The sequence below is a fragment of the Cypionkella sinensis genome (genome assembly GCF_042646385.1).
Lineage (GTDB): Bacteria > Pseudomonadota > Alphaproteobacteria > Rhodobacterales > Rhodobacteraceae > Cypionkella > Cypionkella sinensis.
This window is the reverse complement of record NZ_JBHRTO010000001.1, coordinates 1,253,115-1,272,363: the sequence shown is the minus strand read 5'-3', so window position 1 is coordinate 1,272,363 and position 19,249 is coordinate 1,253,115. Positions and strand designations below refer to the sequence as shown.

Genomic DNA, 19,249 nt, shown 5'->3' with positions numbered 1-19,249 from the left:
TGCCTTAGTGTTTTGTTCAATCAGTGTGGCTATTCGGTGGTTTGGGCCGACATCACCGGGTTTCGGCTGGAGAGGCTACCTTCGGGGGCGAAAATGATCGCCATCACACCAAGATAGGCCAGACCAAACACCACCAGAGCAACATAAGTGGCGCGCCGTGTCGGGCGCTGTGACAACATTTGTGACATGTGAGCATCCTGTGCAGCTTTGGATGGATCGTGCTGTCACGTTATCAAGCTTTTGTGAGTCGCGAAAGCATTATTAATCTACCAAATATATCGTGATTGATTCGGATGGGCAGTTGCGGCGGATTTCACAGGAATTTCTGGGGTTTCAGCGCAGGCAACGCATCGGCGATTGTCAGCTTGCACTGCCTGTGCAGGCTTTACACCGGGGGTTTCAGCTTTGCTGTCAAGATTTTTCGCAAACCCGCCAGACGCGGATTGATTCCTTTTTAAGCGCCAGTTAGGTCTTGGACATGATTACACAAAAAATGAAATATGCCCTGAAAGCGCTGTTGGTGCTGGCGGATGCGGCGGCGCAGGCGACGCCCGAGGCCTTGACGATCGAAGCGATCGCCAAACGCTCTGGTACGCCGAAGCGGTTTCTCGAGCATATTCTTCTGGAAGTGCGCAATGCGGGCATCATCGCCTCGACCCGTGGGCGCTCGGGCGGCTATCAACTGATCAAACCGCCAGCTGAGATTTCGATTTCGGAACTGCTGCGGCTGATCGACGGGCCGATTGCGCCGCTGCCGTGTCTCTCGCGCCGGGCCTATCAGCGCTGCGAAGATTGTGTGGACGAGGAAAGCTGCCGCATCCGCAAGGTGTTCGCCGATATTTTCTGGTCTTACCTGCTGCTGATTGAATCGCTGACCTTGGCCGACATGCTGCGCTCGGGGGCTGTGGCAGCGCAGGTCTTGACCGAACCGCTGGCCTCCTGAGTTTCCAGATCAAGATTGCGTCCCGCCCCGGCGGCCTCGCCCCGTGCCGGGTCTTGGCCGCTGGTTCCGGGCTTTCATCTTGGCTTAAATACTCCCGCCGGAGGCATCCGACATATGCCGCAGAAGCCTCCGGCGGGAGTATTTAAGCCAAGAAGAAGCGGCTTTGCCGCGCACCTAATCCTGCAAGGCGGTGACTTCGCGGCGGAAGGGCAGGGCGTCGCCGATATCGGGGGTGTCGAGTTCTCGGGCATAGCGGTGGCCTGCGTAGGTGGCCCAGGCGATCGGGCCGGGGGCGTTGGCGTCGCCGATCAGTTTGACCGACAGGATGCCAGCGTCGGCCCAATCGGCCGCGCGGGCTTGCAGGTCGCGGTAGAGTTGGTCTTGCGATGTGCGGCTGGCCACCATCACCACGGCGTCGGTTTCGGTTTGGGTTTCAGCGCCTGTGTAGACGCAAGCGGTGGTTATGCTTTGCGGCTGCATCGAGATCAGGCCGGTGTTGAGGGTGATTTTCACTCCCGCCGCGGCCAGCCTGCGGTGGATCGCGCCTTGCTCGAGGGTGTTCAGTGTCCAGTCTGACACATAGGCCGATGGGGTGATCAGCGTCACATCGCAGCCTTGTTGCGCCAGAAGCTCGGCCAGCACGCCGCCCATGTAGTAGTGATCGTCGTCAAACACCGTCACACGACCTTTCGGCAAGCGGCCTGCCATCAGATCATCCGGCGTGAAGACCTGCATGCCGCTGTTGGGGATTGCTTCGACATGCATTCGCGCCACGCCATCGGCCCGCCACAGCGCCCCGGTGGCGATGGCGATGTTCTGGAAGCCGAAGGCGAGGATATCGTCGGCGCTCAGGCGGCTGTCGAAATAGGTCTCAATATTCGGACGCTGGCTGATCTGATAGGCGCGGTAATCGGCAACCCGACCCCAGGCGGAAAGCCCCGGCAGCAGGCGCTCTTTGGCGACGCGCCCGCCCAAGGTGGTTCCGGCCTCGGCCAAGGCCACGTCATAGCCGCGCAAAGACAGGGCGCGGGCGGCCTCCAGCCCGGCGGGGCCTGCGCCCACGATCAGCACGTTCTGGCTTGCGCCCTTGGCATTCATGCGTTCGGGGTGCCAGCCTTTGCGCCATTCCTCCATGAAGGTCGGGTTCTGGGTGCAGCGCGAGATGCTTTGCGTCATGTCGCCGGTGACGCAGATATTGCAGCCGATACATTCGCGGATGTCTTCGATGCGGCCTTCCTCGATCTTTTTGGGCAGGAACGGATCGGCAATCGAGGGACGGGCGCAGCCGATGAAATCCAGCGTGCCTTGGCGGATCATTTTCGCCATCACATCGGGCGAGGTGAAGCGACCGACACCGACGACGGGGCGGGTGGTGAGGTCTCGGATGCCTTGCACAAGGGTTTGCTGGGCGGCTTCTTCCTTGAAGCGCGACGGGCCAGAGCAATCTTCCCAAGTGCCTTGGGCGAGATCCCAAAGGTCGGGCAGATCACCGTTCATCGCGATGAAATCGCGCAATTCGGCGTTGGAAAAGCCGAGGTTGCCGATGTTTTCATCAAGGCTGACGCGCATGGTCAGCGCCATGGTGTCGCCGACGGCGTCGCGCATATCGGCGATCACCTCGCGGGCGAAACGCGAGCGGTTCTCAAGGCTGCCGCCGTATTCGTCGCTGCGCTGGTTGGTGGCGCGTGAGAGGAAATGTTGAAAGATGCCAAAGCCATGCGCGCCGTAGAGGCAGATCAGATCGAAGCCCGCCAGTTTGGATCGTTTGGCGGCGTTCACAAACCAGCGGCGCAGGTTCTTGATGTCGGTCTTGTCTAGCCCGCGCGCCTGCACCGGGTCATTGGTAAAGGTGCGGATCGGGCCGGGCGAGACAGCCATCGGGACTTCCTTGGTGTAGAAATTCGGACCATTGATGCCGGAATAGGCCAGTTGGATGCCCGCCAGCCCGCCGTGGGTTTTCATCGCTGCCGCCATTTTTGCGATGGCGGGTATGTCTTGGTCTTCCCACAGCCGCAACTCGATGAAGGGGGTGATTTCAGAGGTGTGGTGCATCTCGGTCTGTTCGGTGAAGATCACGCCCCAGCCCCCCTCGGCCTTGATGCCACGCATCGCTGCCGCCGCAGACGGATCGCGATAGCCTGCGCCATTGCAATGCGGCACCTGATAAAAGCGGTTTTTAGCGGTCAGCGGGCCGATCTGTTGCGGTTGAAACAGAATGTCATAGCGGGGATCGCGCATTTTCCGGCCTTTCGGGTGGGGTTGCGGCACTTTGCCGAGCTTGGCCTTGCGGTAAAGCACGCGATGACAAAGCCTGACTTAGGTTTTCCCTTAGCTGCTGCGCGGCACGGTCAGATGCAGGCCGGGGGTAGAGTTCAGCGTGATCTCGGCGCGGGCGTGGTCGATGAAGGCCTGCACGGTCAGCGAGATGCCAGCGCCTTCGGCAAGTGCCAGCCCCAGCTTCATCGGGCGCACCGATCCGGTCAGGGGAATGTAGCGCAGGCGGCGGCCATCTGGTGCGGCGTCGGTCAGCGGGCGGATGTTGGCGATGGAATAGCCAAAGCCATTGGCGACCATGGATTGCATCACCCCCATGTCGCGGGTGCGCTCGACAATATGCGGGCGCAGGGCGTTGGCGGTGAAATGCGACAGAAAGTAATCCGAGGACAACGGCAGATCGAGCAGGATCATCGGATATTCGGACAGATCGCGCGGGGTGACCTGGTCGCGGCTGGCCAGCGGATGGTTGGGTGGCATCACCGCATAGGGCGGCAGGGTGACCAGCGGGATGAAGCTAAGATCAGATGGAATATCAAGATCATAGGTCAGGGCGATGTCGAGCTTGGCTGAGCGCAGGGCCGCGAAAATCTCAACCTGATTGTGTTCAACTTGCGTGAAATCGACCTCGGGGTAGGCTTGGATGAAGCTGTGGCGCAGTTGCGGTAGGACCATTTGCGCGAAGGTGACAAGGCAGCCGACACTAAGGGGGCCGCGCACTTTGCCGGTGATCTGATTGGCGAGTTCGTTCAGTTTCGCGGCCTCGGCCAGCACTTGTTTGGCTTGGGCGACGAATTGCTTGCCGCCTTGGGTCAGCGACAGCCCGTGGGCGTGTTTGCGCACGAACAGGGCGAGGCCGAATTCGGCCTCAAGCTGCGAGATCGCCGCTGAGATTGATGGGCTGGAGACGTTGACCTTCTCGGCAGCCATCGCAATCGAGCCGCTATCGCCGACGGCCACGAGATATTCCAACTGGCGCAGGGTGAATCGCAAGGGCATTGGGGCTGTTCCGGGTGTTGGGTTAGGAACAGGCTAAGCATATTGCGATATCTGGCGCAAATCTATTCGCGATAGGCCTTTGCGTCGCTGGTTTATGCGTCGTGGGTCTATTCGTCTCCGGGCACGCCGTAGGATGGGGCTAGCGTCGGGTCTTGCGCGCGCTGGACATAGGCTGCCATTTGTGGGCGGTAGACGGCCCAAGCGGCGGCGAGGTCTTCAATCGGGCTGTCGGACCAGTCGATGCGCAGATCGACCAGCGGCCAGTCGAGCTTATCCGCAATCTTCATCCCTGCGGAATGCACCGGGCCAGCCTCGCCACCCGCCGCCAGACCTGCGTTGAGCGCCGCGATCAGCCGGTCGCCAAGGTGGCCGGTGGTGGTTTCAAACCCTGCGATCATCGCGCTAGGGATGCTCGCATTGGCCAAAAGATTGCCGCCGCTGGCGCAATCGGAGCCCTGCGCTTCACCCCAGTTGCCAAGCACCTGGGCGCCGGAATGGATGGCGGTGCGGCCTGCTGTGTCGATCACCAGAAGCTGACGGTAGTCGATATGCTCGCGGCCTTGGGTGACGCTGGCCAAAGCCTGATCTGCGGGTTTGCCCCGTGCAAGGGCATCCAGCAGCAAGGGGCCGAGCGCCGGATCGGTGATGTTCTGGCTGGCAACAGCCCCCACGCCCGCGCGGGTATGGGCGCAGCGGGCGGCGACGGCGGGTGAGGACGAGGAAATCACCATGCCGAACTGGCCGGTTTTTGCGCAGCGGGCGATCAGCGAGAAGGTCATGTTGGGCCTATTTCTGCAAGGCCGGGGGCTGTCTGCCCCCGGACCCCCGAGAGTATTTTCGCCAAGGCGAATGAAGGGTTTGGCTTCATCTTGGCAGAAATACTCCACGGGGGTCCGGGGGTGTGAAACCCCCGGCTTTGGGATCAATCCGGGATCACGGCGGTGGCGTCGATTTCCACCAGCCAATCGGGGCGCGCGAGGGCGACGACGGTCAGGCCAGTGCAGACCGGATGCACGCCTTTGATATATTCGCCCATCACGCGATAGACGGGTTCACGGTGGCGCACATCGGTCAGGTAGACCACCAGTTTCACCAGATGCTCCATCCGGCCACCGGCTTCTTCGATCATCTGTTTGATATTGCTCATCACCTTATGGGTCTGCTCGGCGGGATCATGGCTGCCGAGGTTGACGGCGGTATCCAGATCCTGCGGGCAGGCACCGCGGAAATAGAGCGTGGTGCCGCCGCGGGTGGCAACCAGATGGCACAGGTCGTTGTCGAGGTTCTGTTCGGGATAGGTGACTTTGGTGTTGAACTTGCGGTATCGGGTGATGGACATGGGGTTTCCTGTAGGGTGTTAAGCAGGGATGCGGCTGGCAAGGTATTGCGCGAATTCGTAATTAGGCCGCTCGAGGTGGCTGAGAGGGCCGGGGCTGGCCATGCCTGAGAGCAGGCCACGATAGACTTTCTCGGTGCAGCCTTTGTCCTCGATGTTCACATCGTCGAGCAGGGCTTTGACCTTAGCGAGGTGGGCAGCGGCTTCGGGATCGGCGAGCCAATCGGCGCTCATTCCCATGCCGAAAAGCACGTTGACGCGACCGGGGCCGTCGGGTGTCAGCGACAGATACCAGAAATAACCGGGGGTGAGGGTGATCAGCAGCGACGGGTAGATCGCCAACAGCCAAGTCTTGCGGCGGTCGTCACCTTGTAGGGAGGTGTTCGCCGGATGCGCGAGCGCGAGGGGGACGGAATCGTTTTTCAGAATCCAGTGATAGTTGAAGGCCTCGGTGCCTTCGGGGCAGATCATCTCATCCAGTTTTGACGCACCGCCAATGGTGCCCGCGTGACACATCGGCAGGTGGTAGGATTCCATGAAATTCTCGGCCAGCACCTTCCAGTTGGTCGCCCAGTTGAAGCTTTCCTGATAGGTCTCGGTATAGGTGGACATATCGAGATTGGGGATAAGATCGCGCACCCCGGCGAGTTTGGTCTCGGGGTCTTCGGCGTCGGGATTCAGGCTGACCATGATCCAGCCTTGCCAGACCTGGCAGCGGATTTGCGGCAGGGAAAGCTGCTCTTTGCAGAAGCCCTCGTTCTGGTTCATCGCGGCGGCCCCGCGCAAGGAACCGTCGAGATTATAGGTCCAGGCATGATAGGGGCAGATGATGGCGCGGGTATGGCCCCGGCCTTGCAGCAGGGTGGACATGCGGTGACGGCAGACGTTGGACATGGCGCGGATGTCGCCGTCGCGGTCACGCAGCACGATCACAGGCTCGCCCGCGATCTGCATGGTCAGATAATCGCCGGGGTTGGCAAGGGTTTCGGCGCGACCCGCACAAAGCCAATCCTGCGCGAAGATGTGTTTTTGCTCGGCTGCCAGAAACGCCTCGGAGGTATAGAGCGACTTGGGCATCGCATGGGCCTGATGGAACGGCACCGCGACATTGGCGTGCAACTCGGCGGCGGGGGTCAGGCTGTGATGTTGGTTCATGGCTGGCTCGCGGCTGAGGGATTTGACCTTGAGTTTTGCCCCAAACTGCGACGCGGGGCTATCAGTGTTTTGCTCAGCTTTGCTTAGGAAGGGCTTAAGTCGATCTGCGGCGGGTCTTTGGGCTTAGCCTAATCAATGCTGCATGAAATCCTTATTTTCGCCTGTGACGCTCTGGCCTAGACCACAGGAAAGCGCCCTCACGCTAAGTTTAGGGGCCTGCCAGATGCAAAGGATGCCGCGATGCCGACCGAGAAAATTGACACGCTGATCATTGGTGGCGGACAGGCCGGGCTTGCGATGAGCGCCCAGCTTGGCGCGCGCGGGCAAAGCCATCTGGTGCTGGAGCGGCACCGGATTGCCGAGCGTTGGCGGAGCGAGCGTTGGGATTCGCTGGTGGCGAATGGCCCGGCTTGGCATGACCGCTTCCCGATCCTGACCTTTGACGATCTGGACCCGGATGCCTTTGCCCCGAAAGAGCGGATTGCGGCCTATTTTGAGGCGGTGGCCGAAAAGATCGCCGCCCCGATCCGCTGCGGGGTGGAGGTGACTTCGCTGGAGCCTTCGGGCGATGGGTTTGTGGCCGAGACATCGCAGGGCCGGATCGAGGCGCGCAATGTGGTGGTGGCGACGGGGCCGTTTCAGAAGCCGCTGATCCCGACCTTGGTGCCGGAAAGCGCGGGGGTCGTGCAGATGCATTCCAATGCTTACCGCAATCCCGGCCAGTTGCCGGAAGGCGCGGTGCTGGTCGTGGGGGCGGGGTCTTCGGGGTCGCAGATTGCGGATGAATTGATGCGGGCAGGGAAGAAGGTGTTCCTCTCGGTCGGCCCGCATGACCGCCCGCCACGCGCCTATCGCGGGAAGGATTTCTGCTGGTGGCTGGGTGTGTTGGGGCAGTGGGATCAGAAGGTGAAGGCGCCGGGGACCGAGCATGTCACCATTGCGGTTTCGGGTGCGCGGGGCGGGCATACGGTGGATTTCCACGAGCTTGCGGCTCGGGGGATGACGCTGCTGGGGCGGGTTGGTCAGTATCAGGATGGGGTGCTGGCGGTTGGCGACGATCTGGGGCGGAATGTGCGGGCGGGGAATGAGAATTATCTCGCCACGCTGGCGCTGGCCGATGCTTACGCGGCTGAGAAGGGCCTCGATTTGCCGCTGGAGGAGGAGGCCAAGGTGATCGGGCCAGAGCCGGATTGTGTGAGCAATCCGATCCGGGCACTGGATCTGGCGGCGGAGGGGGTGACTTCGATCATCTGGGCGACCGGGTTTGGGCTGGATTATGGCTGGCTGAAGGTTCCGGCCTTTGACGAGCAGGGGCGGCCTGCGCATGATCGTGGCATCTCGACGGTGCCGGGGCTGTATTTTCTGGGGCTGCCGTGGCTGTCGCGCCGGGCCTCGCCGTTCATCTGGGGGGTCTGGCACGATGCTGACTATCTGGCCGAGCATATCGCGGCGCAGGATGTGTCCACGCGTGGACAAAAAATCGCGTGAATTAAATCAATGAGTTAGCAAAGGGTGATTCATTGACTGTTAAGGTTTGCGCGCAATACCAAGAGGCCCCGGATCAAGTCCGGGGCGGCTTAGCAAGGGGTGGCGAGTGCTTTGCACTTGCCATGCGGGCGGTTTCAGTTTGAACCCCGGTGGCCCCAAGCCACCGGGCCGCGCCCGACCCGGCGGGCGCGGCCCTCTGACAAGGATACCGGAACCGGTTTACCGAGCCGTTTCTCTGTGGCCGGGGCAAACTCTCCACTGGAGAGTTTGCTTTTCCCGTCCAAGGTGGGGGTGACTTCAGACTACCAGAGCGCGCTGTTCGGGCAGGCCCATCGAGATCAGCATGGGCGTGGCGGCTTGGCGGGATTGGAAATCCTGTTTGCTTGCCATGCCTTGCCAATGCGACAGGATCAGGCATTGCGCCACCGCGCCGCCAAGGGTCGTGCCGGGGCCTGCGATGATGAACAGGTCGGGGGCGAATTCGCGCGCGGCGGTGCGGATGGCGGCGGTGAAGTCGTAGGGTTCCGTCACCTGATGGCCGAGGGTGTAGTCGTAGAGGTCGGCTTTGCGGGCGGCACGCGGCCACCAGATCTGGCCGCGCCCGTCGATCAGCGGTTTTTGTGGTTGGCCGAACAGACTTTCCGGCAGCGCCGCGCGGCCTTGGGCGGCGACGGGCGCTTGCAGGGCGGTGTGGAAGGCGGCGTGATTGGCAAGGCGCATAGGGAAGCGGCCTTGTTCGGGCGGAACGGCGGCCTCAAAGGCTTTCAGGCCCGCTTCATTGCCTGCCAGCACCAGCATACCGCCGAGGTCGATGGAAAGGGTCAGGGTGTGATCGGGGCGGGTGTTGATCTCGGCAGCAATGCGCAGCAGTTCGGCTTTGCGGGCGGGGTTCGGGTGCCAGTTTTCGTCCATAAACGGATGGATGATCTGGCCGCCGATCAGGCTTTGCTGCATCAACGTGCCCATGGTGTTGACCAGTTCAAAGCCGTTCTGCGGGGTGAGTGCGCCGGAGCAGGCAAGGGCGGAATACCAGCCCATCGAATTTCCGGTAACGGCCACGATTTCAACGCCTTGCAGGGCGAGGCTATCGCCCAGAGTGCAGGCATAGATCAGCGCCGAGGCATTGTCGCCGCGGGTGTGTTTCGATACCGAATAGCTGGCGGCACTATCGAGTGCAGTCAGGGTTTCTTGATTTAGTGCCGTGCGGCGGGCGTCGAAATGCGCCAGCAGATTGCGGTCGAGGAAGCGGGTAAGGCTGCCGAGTTCGGTCTTGGTATAGGTGCCACGGCCGGGGCAGATCAGGACGGCTTTTCTCATTTGCACAAATCCAATGCGGCGGCGGTGATACTGGCGGCGCTGGGCATTGTGGCGGCATACGCGGGGCCGGTGGCGATGAAACTGTCGGTCGCGGTGAGGCGGGCGAGTTTCGCTGGGGAAACCTCGTGGAAATGCGCCATCAGTGCCTCGGCGACGCCGCCGGAGTGGCGGGTCTCGTCCACGATCAGGATGTGTTTGCAGCCTTTGGTGGCTTTGGTCAGCGCGTCTTTCGGCAAAGGCGACAACCAACGGGTGTCAATGATGCGGGCTTTGACGCCTGCTGCCTCGATCTGCGGCAAAGCTTGCTGCGATAGATAAGTGCCGTTGCCGAAGGTGACGATGGCGAGATCTTGGCCGTCGCCATGCTGGCCGACTTCACCGAAGGCAATGACCTCATCCGGGGCGGGGTAGCGCTGCATCCATAGGCCGTCTTTCTCGCCATGCAGATCGCGCATCGGATAAAGCGCGATGGGTTCGAGAAAGACGACAAGGCGCTGTTCCTCGCGTGCTAGCCGCGCACATTCGCGCAGCATTTTCGCGGCATCGGCCCCGTTTGAGGGCACGGCGAGGATCAGGCCGGGGATGTCGCGCAGCACGGCGACGGAATTGTCGTTGTGGAAATGGCCGCCAAAACCCTTTTGATAACCAAGGCCCGCGATGCGCAGCACCATTGGGTTGGAGTATTGGCCGTTGGAGAAGAACGGCAAAGTGGCGGCCTCACCGCGCAACTGGTCTTCGGCGTTGTGCAGATAAGCGAGGAACTGGATTTCCGGGAAGGGGATGAAGCCGTTCTGCGCCATGCCGATGGCAAGGCCAAGGATGCTTTGTTCATCCAGCAGGGTGTCGATCATCCGGGCGGCACCAAAGCGCTGGGTCAGCTTTTGGGTGACGCCATAGACGCCGCCCTTGCGGCCCACATCTTCGCCCATCATCACGATTTCCGGGTGGGTCAGCATGAGGTCGGTCAGTGCCCAGTTGATCAGGCGCGACATGATTTGCGGCTCGTCCATCTGTTTCAGATCGCCGCCGAAGGCTGCCGCGCGAGCTTCGGGCGTGGGGCCGTTCGTGGGCTTGCAGGGGCGTTTCGGCGGGATGATCGAAGCCATCACATCGGCGGCGGTTTTCAGATGCGGGCGGGTGGTGGCCTCGGTGGCGATGCGGGTGATGCGGTCGGCGGTGTCGTTGTAGATCGCGAGTGCCTCGGCTGCCGGAAGCGCGCCGCTGGCGTCGAGTTGGCGGACCATGTGCAGGAGGGGATCGTGCGCCTCTTCGGCCTCGACTTCTTCGCGCGGCAGGTAGGTGGTGGGCATGTCGGCCCCGGCGTGGCCGTAAAGGCGGATGGTTTTCAGATGCAGGAAGGCGGGTTTGCGGCGGCTGCGGACGTAATCGGTGGCTTCCTGTGCGACCTTGAAGGTGTCGTAGATATCAAGGCCATTAGCGTGGAAATACTTCAGGCCGGGGCGGTGGCGGAAGGAATTGGCGATCCAGCCGGTGGGGGTTTTGGTGGAAATGCCGATGCCGTTGTCTTCGCAGACGAACAGCAGCGGCAGCGGGATGGATTGATAGGAGGTCCAGCCTGCAGCATTGAACGCCCCTTGGGCGGTGGAATGGTTGGCGGAAGCATCGCCGAAGCTGCAATAGACCAAAGCATCATCGGGGAGTTCGGCATGTTCGGGGCGGTTTTTCTTGGCAGCGCCAATCGCATAGGCAGCGCCCACGGCTTTCGGCAGGTGGCTCGCGATGGTCGAGGTTTGCGGCGGGATGTTCAGCGCTTTGCTGCCCAGAACCTTGTGACGCCCGCCTGAGATCGGGTCTTCGGACGACGCTGCGAAGCTGAGCAGCATGTCATAGGCGATGGTTTGCCCCGGCACTTGCCCCGCGCGGGCGATCTGGAAGGCGGCGTCGCGGTAGTGCAGGAAGGCCATATCGGTGGGGCGCAGGGCGAGGGCTACGGCGGCAAGGCCTTCATGACCCGAGGAGCCGATGGTGTAGAACCCTTTGCCCTGCCGCTGCATCTCACGCGAGGTGCGATCCAGCGCGCGGGAGGTGCAGGCGGCGCGGTAGGCGGCGACGGCGTCTTCGGGGGGCAGTGGGCCAGAGGGAGCCGCACCTTGCGGGAAATCGCGGGCGGCGACGCGGCGCAGGAAATTCTCGTGAACGATGACAGACCGGCCCATGGCTTTCCCCTTTTTCGGCAAGGTTTAGCCGATTGCGCGGGACCATGGAAACGAGAAGAAGGCATGGGGGCATGTGGAAACGGCATAGGGTGCCGCTGGCCTTATCGGCGCATATGGTCTGGACATAAGAGGTTGCGCCGCAATCCCCGATCATGGCGCCAAATCACGCCGCCTTTGCGGCCAATCTGGAATGAGGTCGGATCATGGAAGGCTATACCAACGCCAATGACATTTCTGCGGTGGTTGCCGCCGACAAGGCGCATGTCTGGCACCATCTGAGCCAGCACAAGGGCTATGAGACGCCGGATGTCGATCCGCGCATCATCGTCGAGGGCAAGGGCCTGCGGGTCTGGGACGCGCGCGGCAAGGAATTCATCGACGCGGTGTCGGGGGCGGTCTGGACGGTGAATGTCGGCTACGGGCGCGAAAGCATCGCCAATGCGGTGCGCGATACTTTGTTGAAAATGAACTATTTCGCGGGCGTGGGTGGTTCGATCCCCGGTGCTTTGTTCGCGGAAAAGCTGATCTCGAAAATGCCGGGGATGAGCCGGGTTTACTATTCGAACTCGGGGTCCGAGGCGAACGAGAAGGTCTACAAGATGGTGCGCCAGATCGCGCACAAGCATCACGGCGGCAAGAAGTGGAAGATCCTGTATCGCGAGCGCGATTATCACGGCACCACGATTGGCGCGCTGGCTACCAGCGGTCAGGCAGAGCGTGCGATCCAATACGGGCCTTACCCGGATGGCTTCGTGATGGTGCCGCACTGCCTTGAGTATCGCAAACAATGGGATGTCGAGAACTACGGCGAGCGTGCGGCGGATGCGATCGAGGAAGTCATTCTGCGCGAAGGCGCTGACACCATTGGCGCGCTGGTGCTGGAGCCTGTGACCGCAGGCGGTGGCGTGATCACGCCTCCGGTTGGATACTGGGAGCGGGTTCAGGAAATCTGCAAGAAATACAACATCCTGCTGCATATCGACGAAGTGGTCTGCGGCGTGGGCCGCACCGGCACCTGGTTTGGCTATCAGCACTACGGCATCAAGCCGGATTTCGTGACGATGGCGAAGGGTGTGGCCTCGGGCTATGCGGCGATTTCCTGCACCGTGACGACGGAAGCCGTGTTCGACATGTTTAAGGATGCGGGCGATCATCTGTCGTATTTCCGCGATATCTCGACCTTCGGCGGCTGCACGGCGGGGCCCGCTGCGGCGCTGGAGAATATGCGGATCATCGAGGACGAGGGCTTGCTCGACAACACTCTGAAGATGGGCGCGCGGGTGATTGATAACCTCAACGCGCTGATGGAAAAGCACAAGGTCATCGGCGATGTGCGCGGCAAGGGACTGTTCTGCGGCGCGGAATTGGTGGCAGACCGTGTGACCAAGGAGCCGATGGACGAGAAAAAAGTCGCTGCCGTCGTGGCCGCCTGCAACGCGCAGGGCGTGATCATTGGCATGACCAACCGTTCGATCCCCGGCCTGAACAACACCCTGTGCCTGTCGCCCGCGCTGATCGCCACGGCGGACGATATCGACCAGATCACCGGGGCGATTGATAACGCGCTGACGACGGTGTTTGGCTAAACTTTAGTTAAAATTTGCGCCTTTTAGCCCCCGCGCCCGAAATGGTGCGGGGCTTTGTGTTTGGTTCATCCTCTCTGCTCAAATATCCCCGCCGGAGGCATCCGACATTTGGGTAAGGAGCCTCCGGCGGGGATATTTGAGCAGAGAGGATGACCAAGCGCCAAAAGGCGATGCAGGTGCTTGACATTCCGCCGCTGCACTCAGCCTATAAGTCCAGAGCTGATCTGGAATGAGGCCAGAATGTCGATCCCTGCCGAAGCTTTTGTCTTGCCGCCCGCCGCGCGCGGCACGTTGCAGCAACGTATCCGGCAGATGGTGACGGAAGGGGTGTTGTCGGGGCGGTTTCGGGCGGGGCAGAAGATGCCGTCGTCGCGGGGGCTGGCCGAGCATCTGGGGATTTCGCGGATCACCGTGACGCTGTCATATGCCGAACTTGTCAGCGCCGATTACCTGATGGCGCGCGGGCGGTCGGGGTATTTCATCTCGGAAAACGCGCCGCGTGCGCCAGAGTTGCCTGCCCGCGCGCCGCGCGCCGAGGGGGTGGATTTCGCCGCGCTGACGGGCGCACGGTTTTCCGGGCTGGCGACGGTCAAGCGGCCGCTCGATTGGGAGAATTACCCCTATCCGTTCATCTATGGGCAGGCGGACGCCAGCCTGTTTGATCACCAGAACTGGCGGCTCTGTGCTTTGCGCGCACTGGGGCGCAAGGATTTCGCGGCGTTGACCAGCGACATGTATGACCGCGATGATCCGTTGTTGATCGAGCATCTGTTGCGCTCGATCCTGCCGCGCCGGGGGATTGCCGCGCGCGAGGATGAGGTGCTGCTGACGATGGGCGCTCAGAACGCGCTGTGGATCACCACCGCCGTGCTGCTGGGTGCGGGGCGGCGTGCGGTGGTGGAAAATCCGGGCTATTCGGGGTTGAGGGGCGTGTTGGAGCCTTCGGGGACGCAGATCATTGCGGTGGATGTGGACGCCGACGGCTTGCCGCCTGACCGGGTGCCTGCGGGGGTGGATGTGGTGTTTACCACCGCCAGCCACCAATGCCCGACCAACGCGACGATGCCGCTGGAACGGCGGTTGGCTTTGCTGGAGGCAGCCTCGGCGGAGAATTTCGTGATTGTCGAGGATGACTATGAATTCGAGATGTCGTTTCTGAAGCCGGTCTCACCTGCGCTGAAGTCGCTCGATAGCGAGGGGCGGGTGATTTATGCCGGGTCGTTCAGCAAGAGCGTGTTTCCGGGGATGCGGCTGGGCTATCTTGTTGGTCCGGCTAGCTTTATTCGGGAGGCGCGGGCGTTGCGGCTGATGATGTTGCGGCATCCGCCGGGGCATATTCAACGCACGGTGGCGTATTTCCTGTCGCTTGGGCATTACGATGCGCTGATCAACCGGATGCGCAATGCCTATCGGCGGCGACGCCAGGTGATGGAGGAGGCGATCCGCGAGCATGGGCTGACGGTGGCGGGGCAGGGTGGCTTTGGCGGCTCGAGTTTCTGGATGCGCGCGCCTGCGGGGGTGGATACCGAACGGCTGGCCGAGGGCTTGCGCGCGGAGGGCGTGTTGATCGAGCCGGGGCGGGCATTTTTTGCGCCCGATCAGGCGCCACGGAATTTCTATCGGCTGGGCTATTCCTCGATTGCCCCGGCGAGGATCCCTGAGGGGATTGCGCGGATCGGGCGGGCGATACGCGGCGTATAGGGCGGCGGAAAGCGGAACCCGATCGCGCGCGCGTGGTTTGCCTTCTGTGAAGAAGGAGATGGATATGACCCGTTTTGCGCTGTTGGTGCTGCCGTTGGCTTTGGCGGCTTGTATGCCCGAGGACACCCAAAGCTCGGATTCGACGACAATTCCCATTGCGATACAGGGGCGGTGGGGGCTTGCGGCCAATGAATGCACCGCCGATCCGTCGATTGCCAAGGGGCTGTTGGTGATTGATGCGACAACGCTGAAATTCTACGAGTCGCGCGCGACGCTGGCTGCGGTGAAATCCACGACGCCCACGCGGCTGGAGGCGACGTTTGACTTCAGCGGTGAGGGCCAAGCCTGGCAGCTGGATCAGGTGCTGGATGTGCAGGACGGTGGCAAGGTGCTGATCCGGCGCGAGTATGGTGTCGAAGCCATGCCGGGCGCGCTGCGCTACGTCGCCTGCGACTAGACGAGCGGCGCAAGAGTTTCTGGACTTATGGCGGGGTAGGCTCTGGCCCTATGGGCTTTATTGGGCCGGAGTAGAAGTGCATCAGCCATTTCTGCCTTGAAGGAGAGCCCCCATGCGGATGACCACGGAAGAAGCCTTTGTCAAAGTGCTGCAAATGCATGGCATTGAACATGCGTTCGGCATCATCGGCTCGGCGTTCATGCCGATTTCTGATCTGTTTCCGCGCGCGGGGATTACCTTCTGGGATTGCGCGCATGAAGGTTCGGGCGGGATGATGGCGGATGGCTATACGCGGGCCTCTGGCAAGATGAGCATGATGATCGCGCAGAACGGGCCGGGGATCACCAACTTTGTGACGGCGGTGAAGACGGCTTACTGGAACCACACGCCGCTGCTGTTGGTGACTCCGCAGGCGGCGAACAAGACCATTGGCATGGGCGGCTTTCAGGAAGTCGAGCAGATGGCTTTGTTCAAGGATATGGTCGCCTATCAGGAAGAAGTCCGCGACCCGTCCCGTGTGGCTGAGGTGCTGAACCGGGTGATCATCAATGCCAAGCGGGCCTCGGCCCCGGCGCAGATCAACATGCCGCGCGATTACTGGACTCAGGTGATCGACATCGACCTGCCGGCGATTGTGGAGTTTGAGCGGCCTGCGGGCGGTGAGGCGGCGGTGCAGGCGGCGGCGGATTTGCTTTCCTCTGCGAAGTTTCCGGTGATCCTGAACGGCGCGGGTGTGGTGTTGGGCGGGGCTATTCCGGCCAGCATGGCGCTGGCCGAACGGTTGGATGCGCCGGTTTGTGTCGGCTATCAGCACAACGACGCCTTCCCCGGCAGCCATCCGTTGTTCGCGGGGCCGTTGGGCTACAACGGCTCAAAGGCCGGGATGGAGTTGATTTCTGCTGCAGATGTGGTATTGTGTTTGGGAACCCGGCTTAATCCGTTCTCAACGCTTCCGGGCTACGCGCTGGATTACTGGCCCAAGACGGCCAAGATCATTCAAGTCGACATCAACCCCGATCGGATCGGGTTGACCAAAAAGGTAACTGTCGGGATCGTCGGCGACGCAAAAAAGGTCGCCGAGGGCATTTTGGCGCGTCTGCATGCGGGCGCGGGCGATGCCGGACGGGCCGAGCGCAAGTCGAAAATCGCACAGACCAAATCGGCTTGGGCGCAGGCGCTGTCCAGCATGGATCATGAAGAAGACGATCCGGGCACCACTTGGAACCAGCGCGCGCGGGCGGATAAGCCCGAATGGATGAGCCCCCGTATGGCGTGGCGGGCCATTCAGGCGGCGCTGCCGAAAGAGGCGATCATCTCGAGCGATATCGGCAACAACTGCGCGATTGGCAATGCTTATCCGACGTTTGAGCAGGGGCGGAAATATCTCGCCCCCGGCCTGTTCGGGCCTTGCGGTTATGGCTTGCCTGCGGTTGTGGGCGCGAAGATCGGCTGCCCGGATGTGCCGGTGGTGGGCTTCTCGGGCGATGGCGCGTTTGGCATCGCGGTGACGGAACTGACGGCGATTGGCCGGGGGGAATGGCCAGCGATCACGCAAGTGGTGTTCCGCAACTATCAATGGGGCGCTGAGAAGCGCAACTCGACGCTGTGGTATGATGACAACTTTGTCGGCACCGAGTTGGACACGCAGGTGTCCTATGCGGGCATCGCCAAGGCTTGCGGGCTGCAAGGCGTGGTGGCGCGCACGATGGACGAGTTGACGGCCGCACTGCGCAAGGCGATTGAGGATCAGAAGGCGGGCAAGACCACGCTGATCGAGGCGATGATCAATCAGGAATTGGGTGAGCCGTTCCGCCGCGATGCGATGAAGAAACCTGTGGCGGTGGCGGGGATTTCCGCCAGCGATATGCGCAAGCAGGTGGTTTGATGCCATTTGATCTGGGGCTGGGCGCAAGCCTCTGGATGGGGTGTGCCATTCTGGTGGCGGCCTTCATCCGGGGCTATTCCGGCTTTGGTTATTCGGCGATGGTGATTGCGGCTTCGGGCGTTGTCACCAATCCGCTGCTTTTTGTCGCCGTGGTGGTGATCCTGGAAACCGCGATGAGCCTGCAAGCCGCGCGGGGGATCGGCGCGGATGTCGATTGGCGCAGGGTCTGGCTGATGCTGGCGGGGGCGATGGTGGGCCTGCCGCTGGGGCTGTGGGCGCTGACCGGCATCAGCGAAGAAGCGGCGCGGGCGGTGATTTCGGTCTATATTCTGGTGATGTGTGGCGTGTTGCTGGCCGGATGGCGGCTGCGGGCCGAGGTGCGGGGCGCGGGCAATCTGGCGGCGGGGGTGGTATCCGGCCTTGCCAATGCGCCAGGGATGGGCGGCTTGCCGATTGCGGCGTTCTTTGCGGCGCAACCGATGCAGGCGGCGACGTTTCGCGCCACGCTGATCGCGTTTTTCCCGCTGCTCGATCTGTATTCCGCGCCGTTGTATTGGTGGCACGGGCTGGTGACATGGGATACGCTTTGGGCGTCTTTGGCGGCGCTGCCTCTGACATTCCTGGGCAACTGGCTGGGATCGCGGCATTTTCTGAACACCGATCCGCAGGATTTCCGCCGCTTTGCCATTCTGCTGCTGGGGGGGCTCGCCACGTTGGGGCTGCTCAAGGCGGTGCTGTAAATGCTGTTGGTGGTCAATGCCGGATCATCCTCGATCAAGCTTGCGGTGTTTGATGCGGGCTTGCGGGCGGTGCTGGCCGGCTCTGTGACTGAGATCGGCGGCGCGGGGCGGCTGACGGTGGGGGCGGTGGCGCAGGACTGTGCAGCGGCGGATCATCAGGCGGCCTTGGAACTGGTGTTCAAGGCGATGGCGGCGCAGGGCGTGGGGTTGGTCGATCTGACCGCGGCGGCGCATCGAGTGGTGCATGGCGGTGAGGCGCTGGTTGCGCCTGCGCGGGTGACAGAGGCGGTGATTGCGGGGATCGAGGCTTGCGTGCCGCTGGCCCCCTTGCACAACCCCGGCAATCTAACGGCGATCCGGGCGCTGGCGGCACTTGCGCCGGATCTGCCGCAATATGTCAGCTTTGACACCGCGTTTCATGCGACCAACCCCGATGTGGCGGTTAGCTATGCCTTGCCTGCGAAAGAGCGCGCGCGCGGGCTGCGGCGCTATGGCTTTCACGGCATCAGCTATGGCGGGCTGGTGCAGCATTTGCAGGACCGGGGCGCGTTGCCCGCGCGGCTGCTGGCGCTGCATCTGGGCAATGGTGCCTCGCTTTGTGCGATTCTGGACGGGGCCTCGGTGGCCACAACCATGGGCTATTCGCCGCTGGATGGCATCACCATGGGCACGCGGACCGGGGGCATCGACGGCAATGCGGTGCTGCGTCTGGCGGAGGTGCATGGCATCGCGGGTGCCGGGCGCATCCTGAACCGGGAATGCGGGCTGCTCGGTCTGGGTGGGCATAGTGATATGCGCGCCCTGCACGCGGCGGGCACGCCAGAGGCGGCTTTTGCGGTGGATCATTTCTGCTATTGGGCGGTGCGGCATGCGGGGTCAATGATCGCGGCGATGGGCGGACTAGATGCCATCGCCTTCACCGGCGGTATTGGCGAGAATGATGCGCTGGTGCGGGGCCGGATTGTAGCGGGTTTGGCTTGGGCGGGGGATGTGCCCGTGCATATCGTAGGGGCTGAGGAAGAGCGCACGATTGCAGCACAGGCCTTGGCGTTGCTGCGGGCGGGTCTGTAACCGCATGGTCCGGTGCGTTTTTCTGAATTTTCTGCCGTGTGACGGCGTTTATTCCGAAACTTGCAGGATTGTCGCGACCACGTGTCGCAATCAGGCTTGTTCGGTGAAAAACTTCCGTCC

The 19,249-nt window shown here is 62.1% G+C and carries 16 protein-coding genes; 8 read left to right on the top strand and 8 right to left on the bottom strand.

What is annotated here, in order from left to right:
• Positions 1-29: 29 nt before the first annotated feature.
• Positions 30-188, bottom strand: a complete 159-nt coding sequence (locus ACFOGH_RS06335; RefSeq protein ID WP_380072224.1) for a hypothetical protein — start codon at positions 186-188, stop codon at positions 30-32.
• Positions 189-478: 290 nt separating this feature from the next.
• Between ACFOGH_RS06335 and ACFOGH_RS06330 the strand changes: the two genes are divergently transcribed.
• Positions 479-943, top strand: coding sequence for an RrF2 family transcriptional regulator (locus ACFOGH_RS06330; RefSeq protein ID WP_380072223.1), 465 nt, complete (start codon positions 479-481; stop codon positions 941-943).
• A gap of 174 nt (positions 944-1,117) precedes the next feature.
• On the opposite strand, the gene ACFOGH_RS06325 is transcribed toward ACFOGH_RS06330, so the two are convergent.
• The 5 genes from ACFOGH_RS06325 to ACFOGH_RS06305 form a co-directional block, all read right to left on the bottom strand.
• The gene (locus tag ACFOGH_RS06325) at positions 1,118-3,181 is read right to left on the bottom strand and encodes an oxidoreductase (RefSeq protein ID WP_380072222.1); all 2,064 of its coding nucleotides are present in this window, start codon (positions 3,179-3,181) and stop codon (positions 1,118-1,120) included.
• 90 nt (positions 3,182-3,271) lie between these two features.
• Positions 3,272-4,216 (bottom strand): LysR substrate-binding domain-containing protein, encoded by a 945-nt coding sequence (locus ACFOGH_RS06320; RefSeq protein WP_380072221.1) that lies wholly within the window; start codon positions 4,214-4,216, stop codon positions 3,272-3,274.
• A gap of 107 nt (positions 4,217-4,323) precedes the next feature.
• Positions 4,324-4,995 carry a DUF1028 domain-containing protein gene (locus tag ACFOGH_RS06315; RefSeq protein ID WP_380072220.1) on the bottom strand — a complete coding sequence of 224 codons (672 nt, stop codon included), beginning with the start codon at positions 4,993-4,995 and terminating at the stop codon, positions 4,324-4,326.
• A gap of 143 nt (positions 4,996-5,138) precedes the next feature.
• Positions 5,139-5,555 carry a RidA family protein gene (locus ACFOGH_RS06310; protein WP_380072219.1) on the bottom strand — a complete coding sequence of 139 codons (417 nt, stop codon included), beginning with the start codon at positions 5,553-5,555 and terminating at the stop codon, positions 5,139-5,141.
• 18 nt (positions 5,556-5,573) lie between these two features.
• A complete protein-coding gene (locus ACFOGH_RS06305) occupies positions 5,574-6,707 on the bottom strand; it encodes an aromatic ring-hydroxylating oxygenase subunit alpha (protein ID WP_380072218.1) in 1,134 nt (377 codons plus the stop codon).
• Positions 6,708-6,947: 240 nt separating this feature from the next.
• On the opposite strand from ACFOGH_RS06305, the gene ACFOGH_RS06300 reads away from it, so the two are divergent.
• Entirely contained in the window at positions 6,948-8,195 is a 1,248-nt protein-coding gene (locus ACFOGH_RS06300) for a flavin-containing monooxygenase (RefSeq protein ID WP_380072217.1), read from the top strand.
• Between the two features lie 297 nt (positions 8,196-8,492).
• On the opposite strand, the gene ACFOGH_RS06295 is transcribed toward ACFOGH_RS06300, so the two are convergent.
• Positions 8,493-9,512: an ACP S-malonyltransferase gene (locus ACFOGH_RS06295; RefSeq protein ID WP_380072216.1), complete on the bottom strand. Its 1,020-nt coding sequence runs from the start codon at positions 9,510-9,512 to the stop codon at positions 8,493-8,495.
• Positions 9,509-11,689: a dehydrogenase E1 component subunit alpha/beta gene (locus tag ACFOGH_RS06290; protein ID WP_380072215.1), complete on the bottom strand. Its 2,181-nt coding sequence runs from the start codon at positions 11,687-11,689 to the stop codon at positions 9,509-9,511. The genes ACFOGH_RS06295 and ACFOGH_RS06290 overlap by 4 nt, the downstream gene beginning before the upstream one ends.
• Before the next feature lie 203 nt (positions 11,690-11,892).
• Here ACFOGH_RS06290 and tpa point away from each other — a divergent pair, with 203 nt between their 5' ends.
• The 6 genes from tpa to ACFOGH_RS06260 all read left to right on the top strand — a co-directional run bounded on the left by tpa (position 11,893) and on the right by ACFOGH_RS06260 (position 19,129).
• Entirely contained in the window at positions 11,893-13,275 is a 1,383-nt protein-coding gene (gene tpa / locus ACFOGH_RS06285) for a hypotaurine--pyruvate aminotransferase Tpa (protein WP_380072214.1), read from the top strand.
• 240 nt (positions 13,276-13,515) lie between these two features.
• Complete coding sequence (gene pdxR, locus ACFOGH_RS06280; protein ID WP_380072213.1) at positions 13,516-14,976, top strand: MocR-like pyridoxine biosynthesis transcription factor PdxR; 1,461 nt, start codon at positions 13,516-13,518, stop codon at positions 14,974-14,976.
• Between the two features lie 64 nt (positions 14,977-15,040).
• Positions 15,041-15,433, top strand: coding sequence for a hypothetical protein (locus ACFOGH_RS06275; protein WP_380072212.1), 393 nt, complete (start codon positions 15,041-15,043; stop codon positions 15,431-15,433).
• Positions 15,434-15,545: 112 nt separating this feature from the next.
• Complete coding sequence (xsc, locus tag ACFOGH_RS06270; protein WP_380072211.1) at positions 15,546-17,318, top strand: sulfoacetaldehyde acetyltransferase; 1,773 nt, start codon at positions 15,546-15,548, stop codon at positions 17,316-17,318.
• Positions 17,318-18,058, top strand: coding sequence for a TSUP family transporter (locus tag ACFOGH_RS06265; protein ID WP_380072210.1), 741 nt, complete (start codon positions 17,318-17,320; stop codon positions 18,056-18,058). The genes xsc and ACFOGH_RS06265 overlap by 1 nt, the downstream gene beginning before the upstream one ends.
• The gene (locus ACFOGH_RS06260; protein WP_380072209.1) at positions 18,059-19,129 is read left to right on the top strand and encodes an acetate/propionate family kinase; all 1,071 of its coding nucleotides are present in this window, start codon (positions 18,059-18,061) and stop codon (positions 19,127-19,129) included.
• Positions 19,130-19,249: the final 120 nt, after the last annotated feature.

Bases quoted from the DNA above. Each gene is read 5' to 3' on its own strand.
- ACFOGH_RS06335 (WP_380072224.1), bottom strand. From the start codon at position 188: ATGTCACAAATGTTGTCACAGCGCCCGACACGGCGCGCCACTTATGTT.
- ACFOGH_RS06330 (WP_380072223.1), top strand. From the start codon at position 479: ATGATTACACAAAAAATGAAATATGCCCTGAAAGCGCTGTTGGTGCTG.
- ACFOGH_RS06325 (WP_380072222.1), bottom strand. From the start codon at position 3,181: ATGCGCGATCCCCGCTATGACATTCTGTTTCAACCGCAACAGATCGGC.
- ACFOGH_RS06320 (WP_380072221.1), bottom strand. From the start codon at position 4,216: ATGCCCTTGCGATTCACCCTGCGCCAGTTGGAATATCTCGTGGCCGTC.
- ACFOGH_RS06315 (WP_380072220.1), bottom strand. From the start codon at position 4,995: ATGACCTTCTCGCTGATCGCCCGCTGCGCAAAAACCGGCCAGTTCGGC.
- ACFOGH_RS06310 (WP_380072219.1), bottom strand. From the start codon at position 5,555: ATGTCCATCACCCGATACCGCAAGTTCAACACCAAAGTCACCTATCCC.
- ACFOGH_RS06305 (WP_380072218.1), bottom strand. From the start codon at position 6,707: ATGAACCAACATCACAGCCTGACCCCCGCCGCCGAGTTGCACGCCAAT.
- ACFOGH_RS06300 (WP_380072217.1), top strand. From the start codon at position 6,948: ATGCCGACCGAGAAAATTGACACGCTGATCATTGGTGGCGGACAGGCC.
- ACFOGH_RS06295 (WP_380072216.1), bottom strand. From the start codon at position 9,512: ATGAGAAAAGCCGTCCTGATCTGCCCCGGCCGTGGCACCTATACCAAG.
- ACFOGH_RS06290 (WP_380072215.1), bottom strand. From the start codon at position 11,689: ATGGGCCGGTCTGTCATCGTTCACGAGAATTTCCTGCGCCGCGTCGCC.
- tpa (WP_380072214.1), top strand. From the start codon at position 11,893: ATGGAAGGCTATACCAACGCCAATGACATTTCTGCGGTGGTTGCCGCC.
- pdxR (WP_380072213.1), top strand. From the start codon at position 13,516: ATGTCGATCCCTGCCGAAGCTTTTGTCTTGCCGCCCGCCGCGCGCGGC.
- ACFOGH_RS06275 (WP_380072212.1), top strand. From the start codon at position 15,041: ATGACCCGTTTTGCGCTGTTGGTGCTGCCGTTGGCTTTGGCGGCTTGT.
- xsc (WP_380072211.1), top strand. From the start codon at position 15,546: ATGCGGATGACCACGGAAGAAGCCTTTGTCAAAGTGCTGCAAATGCAT.
- ACFOGH_RS06265 (WP_380072210.1), top strand. From the start codon at position 17,318: ATGCCATTTGATCTGGGGCTGGGCGCAAGCCTCTGGATGGGGTGTGCC.
- ACFOGH_RS06260 (WP_380072209.1), top strand. From the start codon at position 18,059: ATGCTGTTGGTGGTCAATGCCGGATCATCCTCGATCAAGCTTGCGGTG.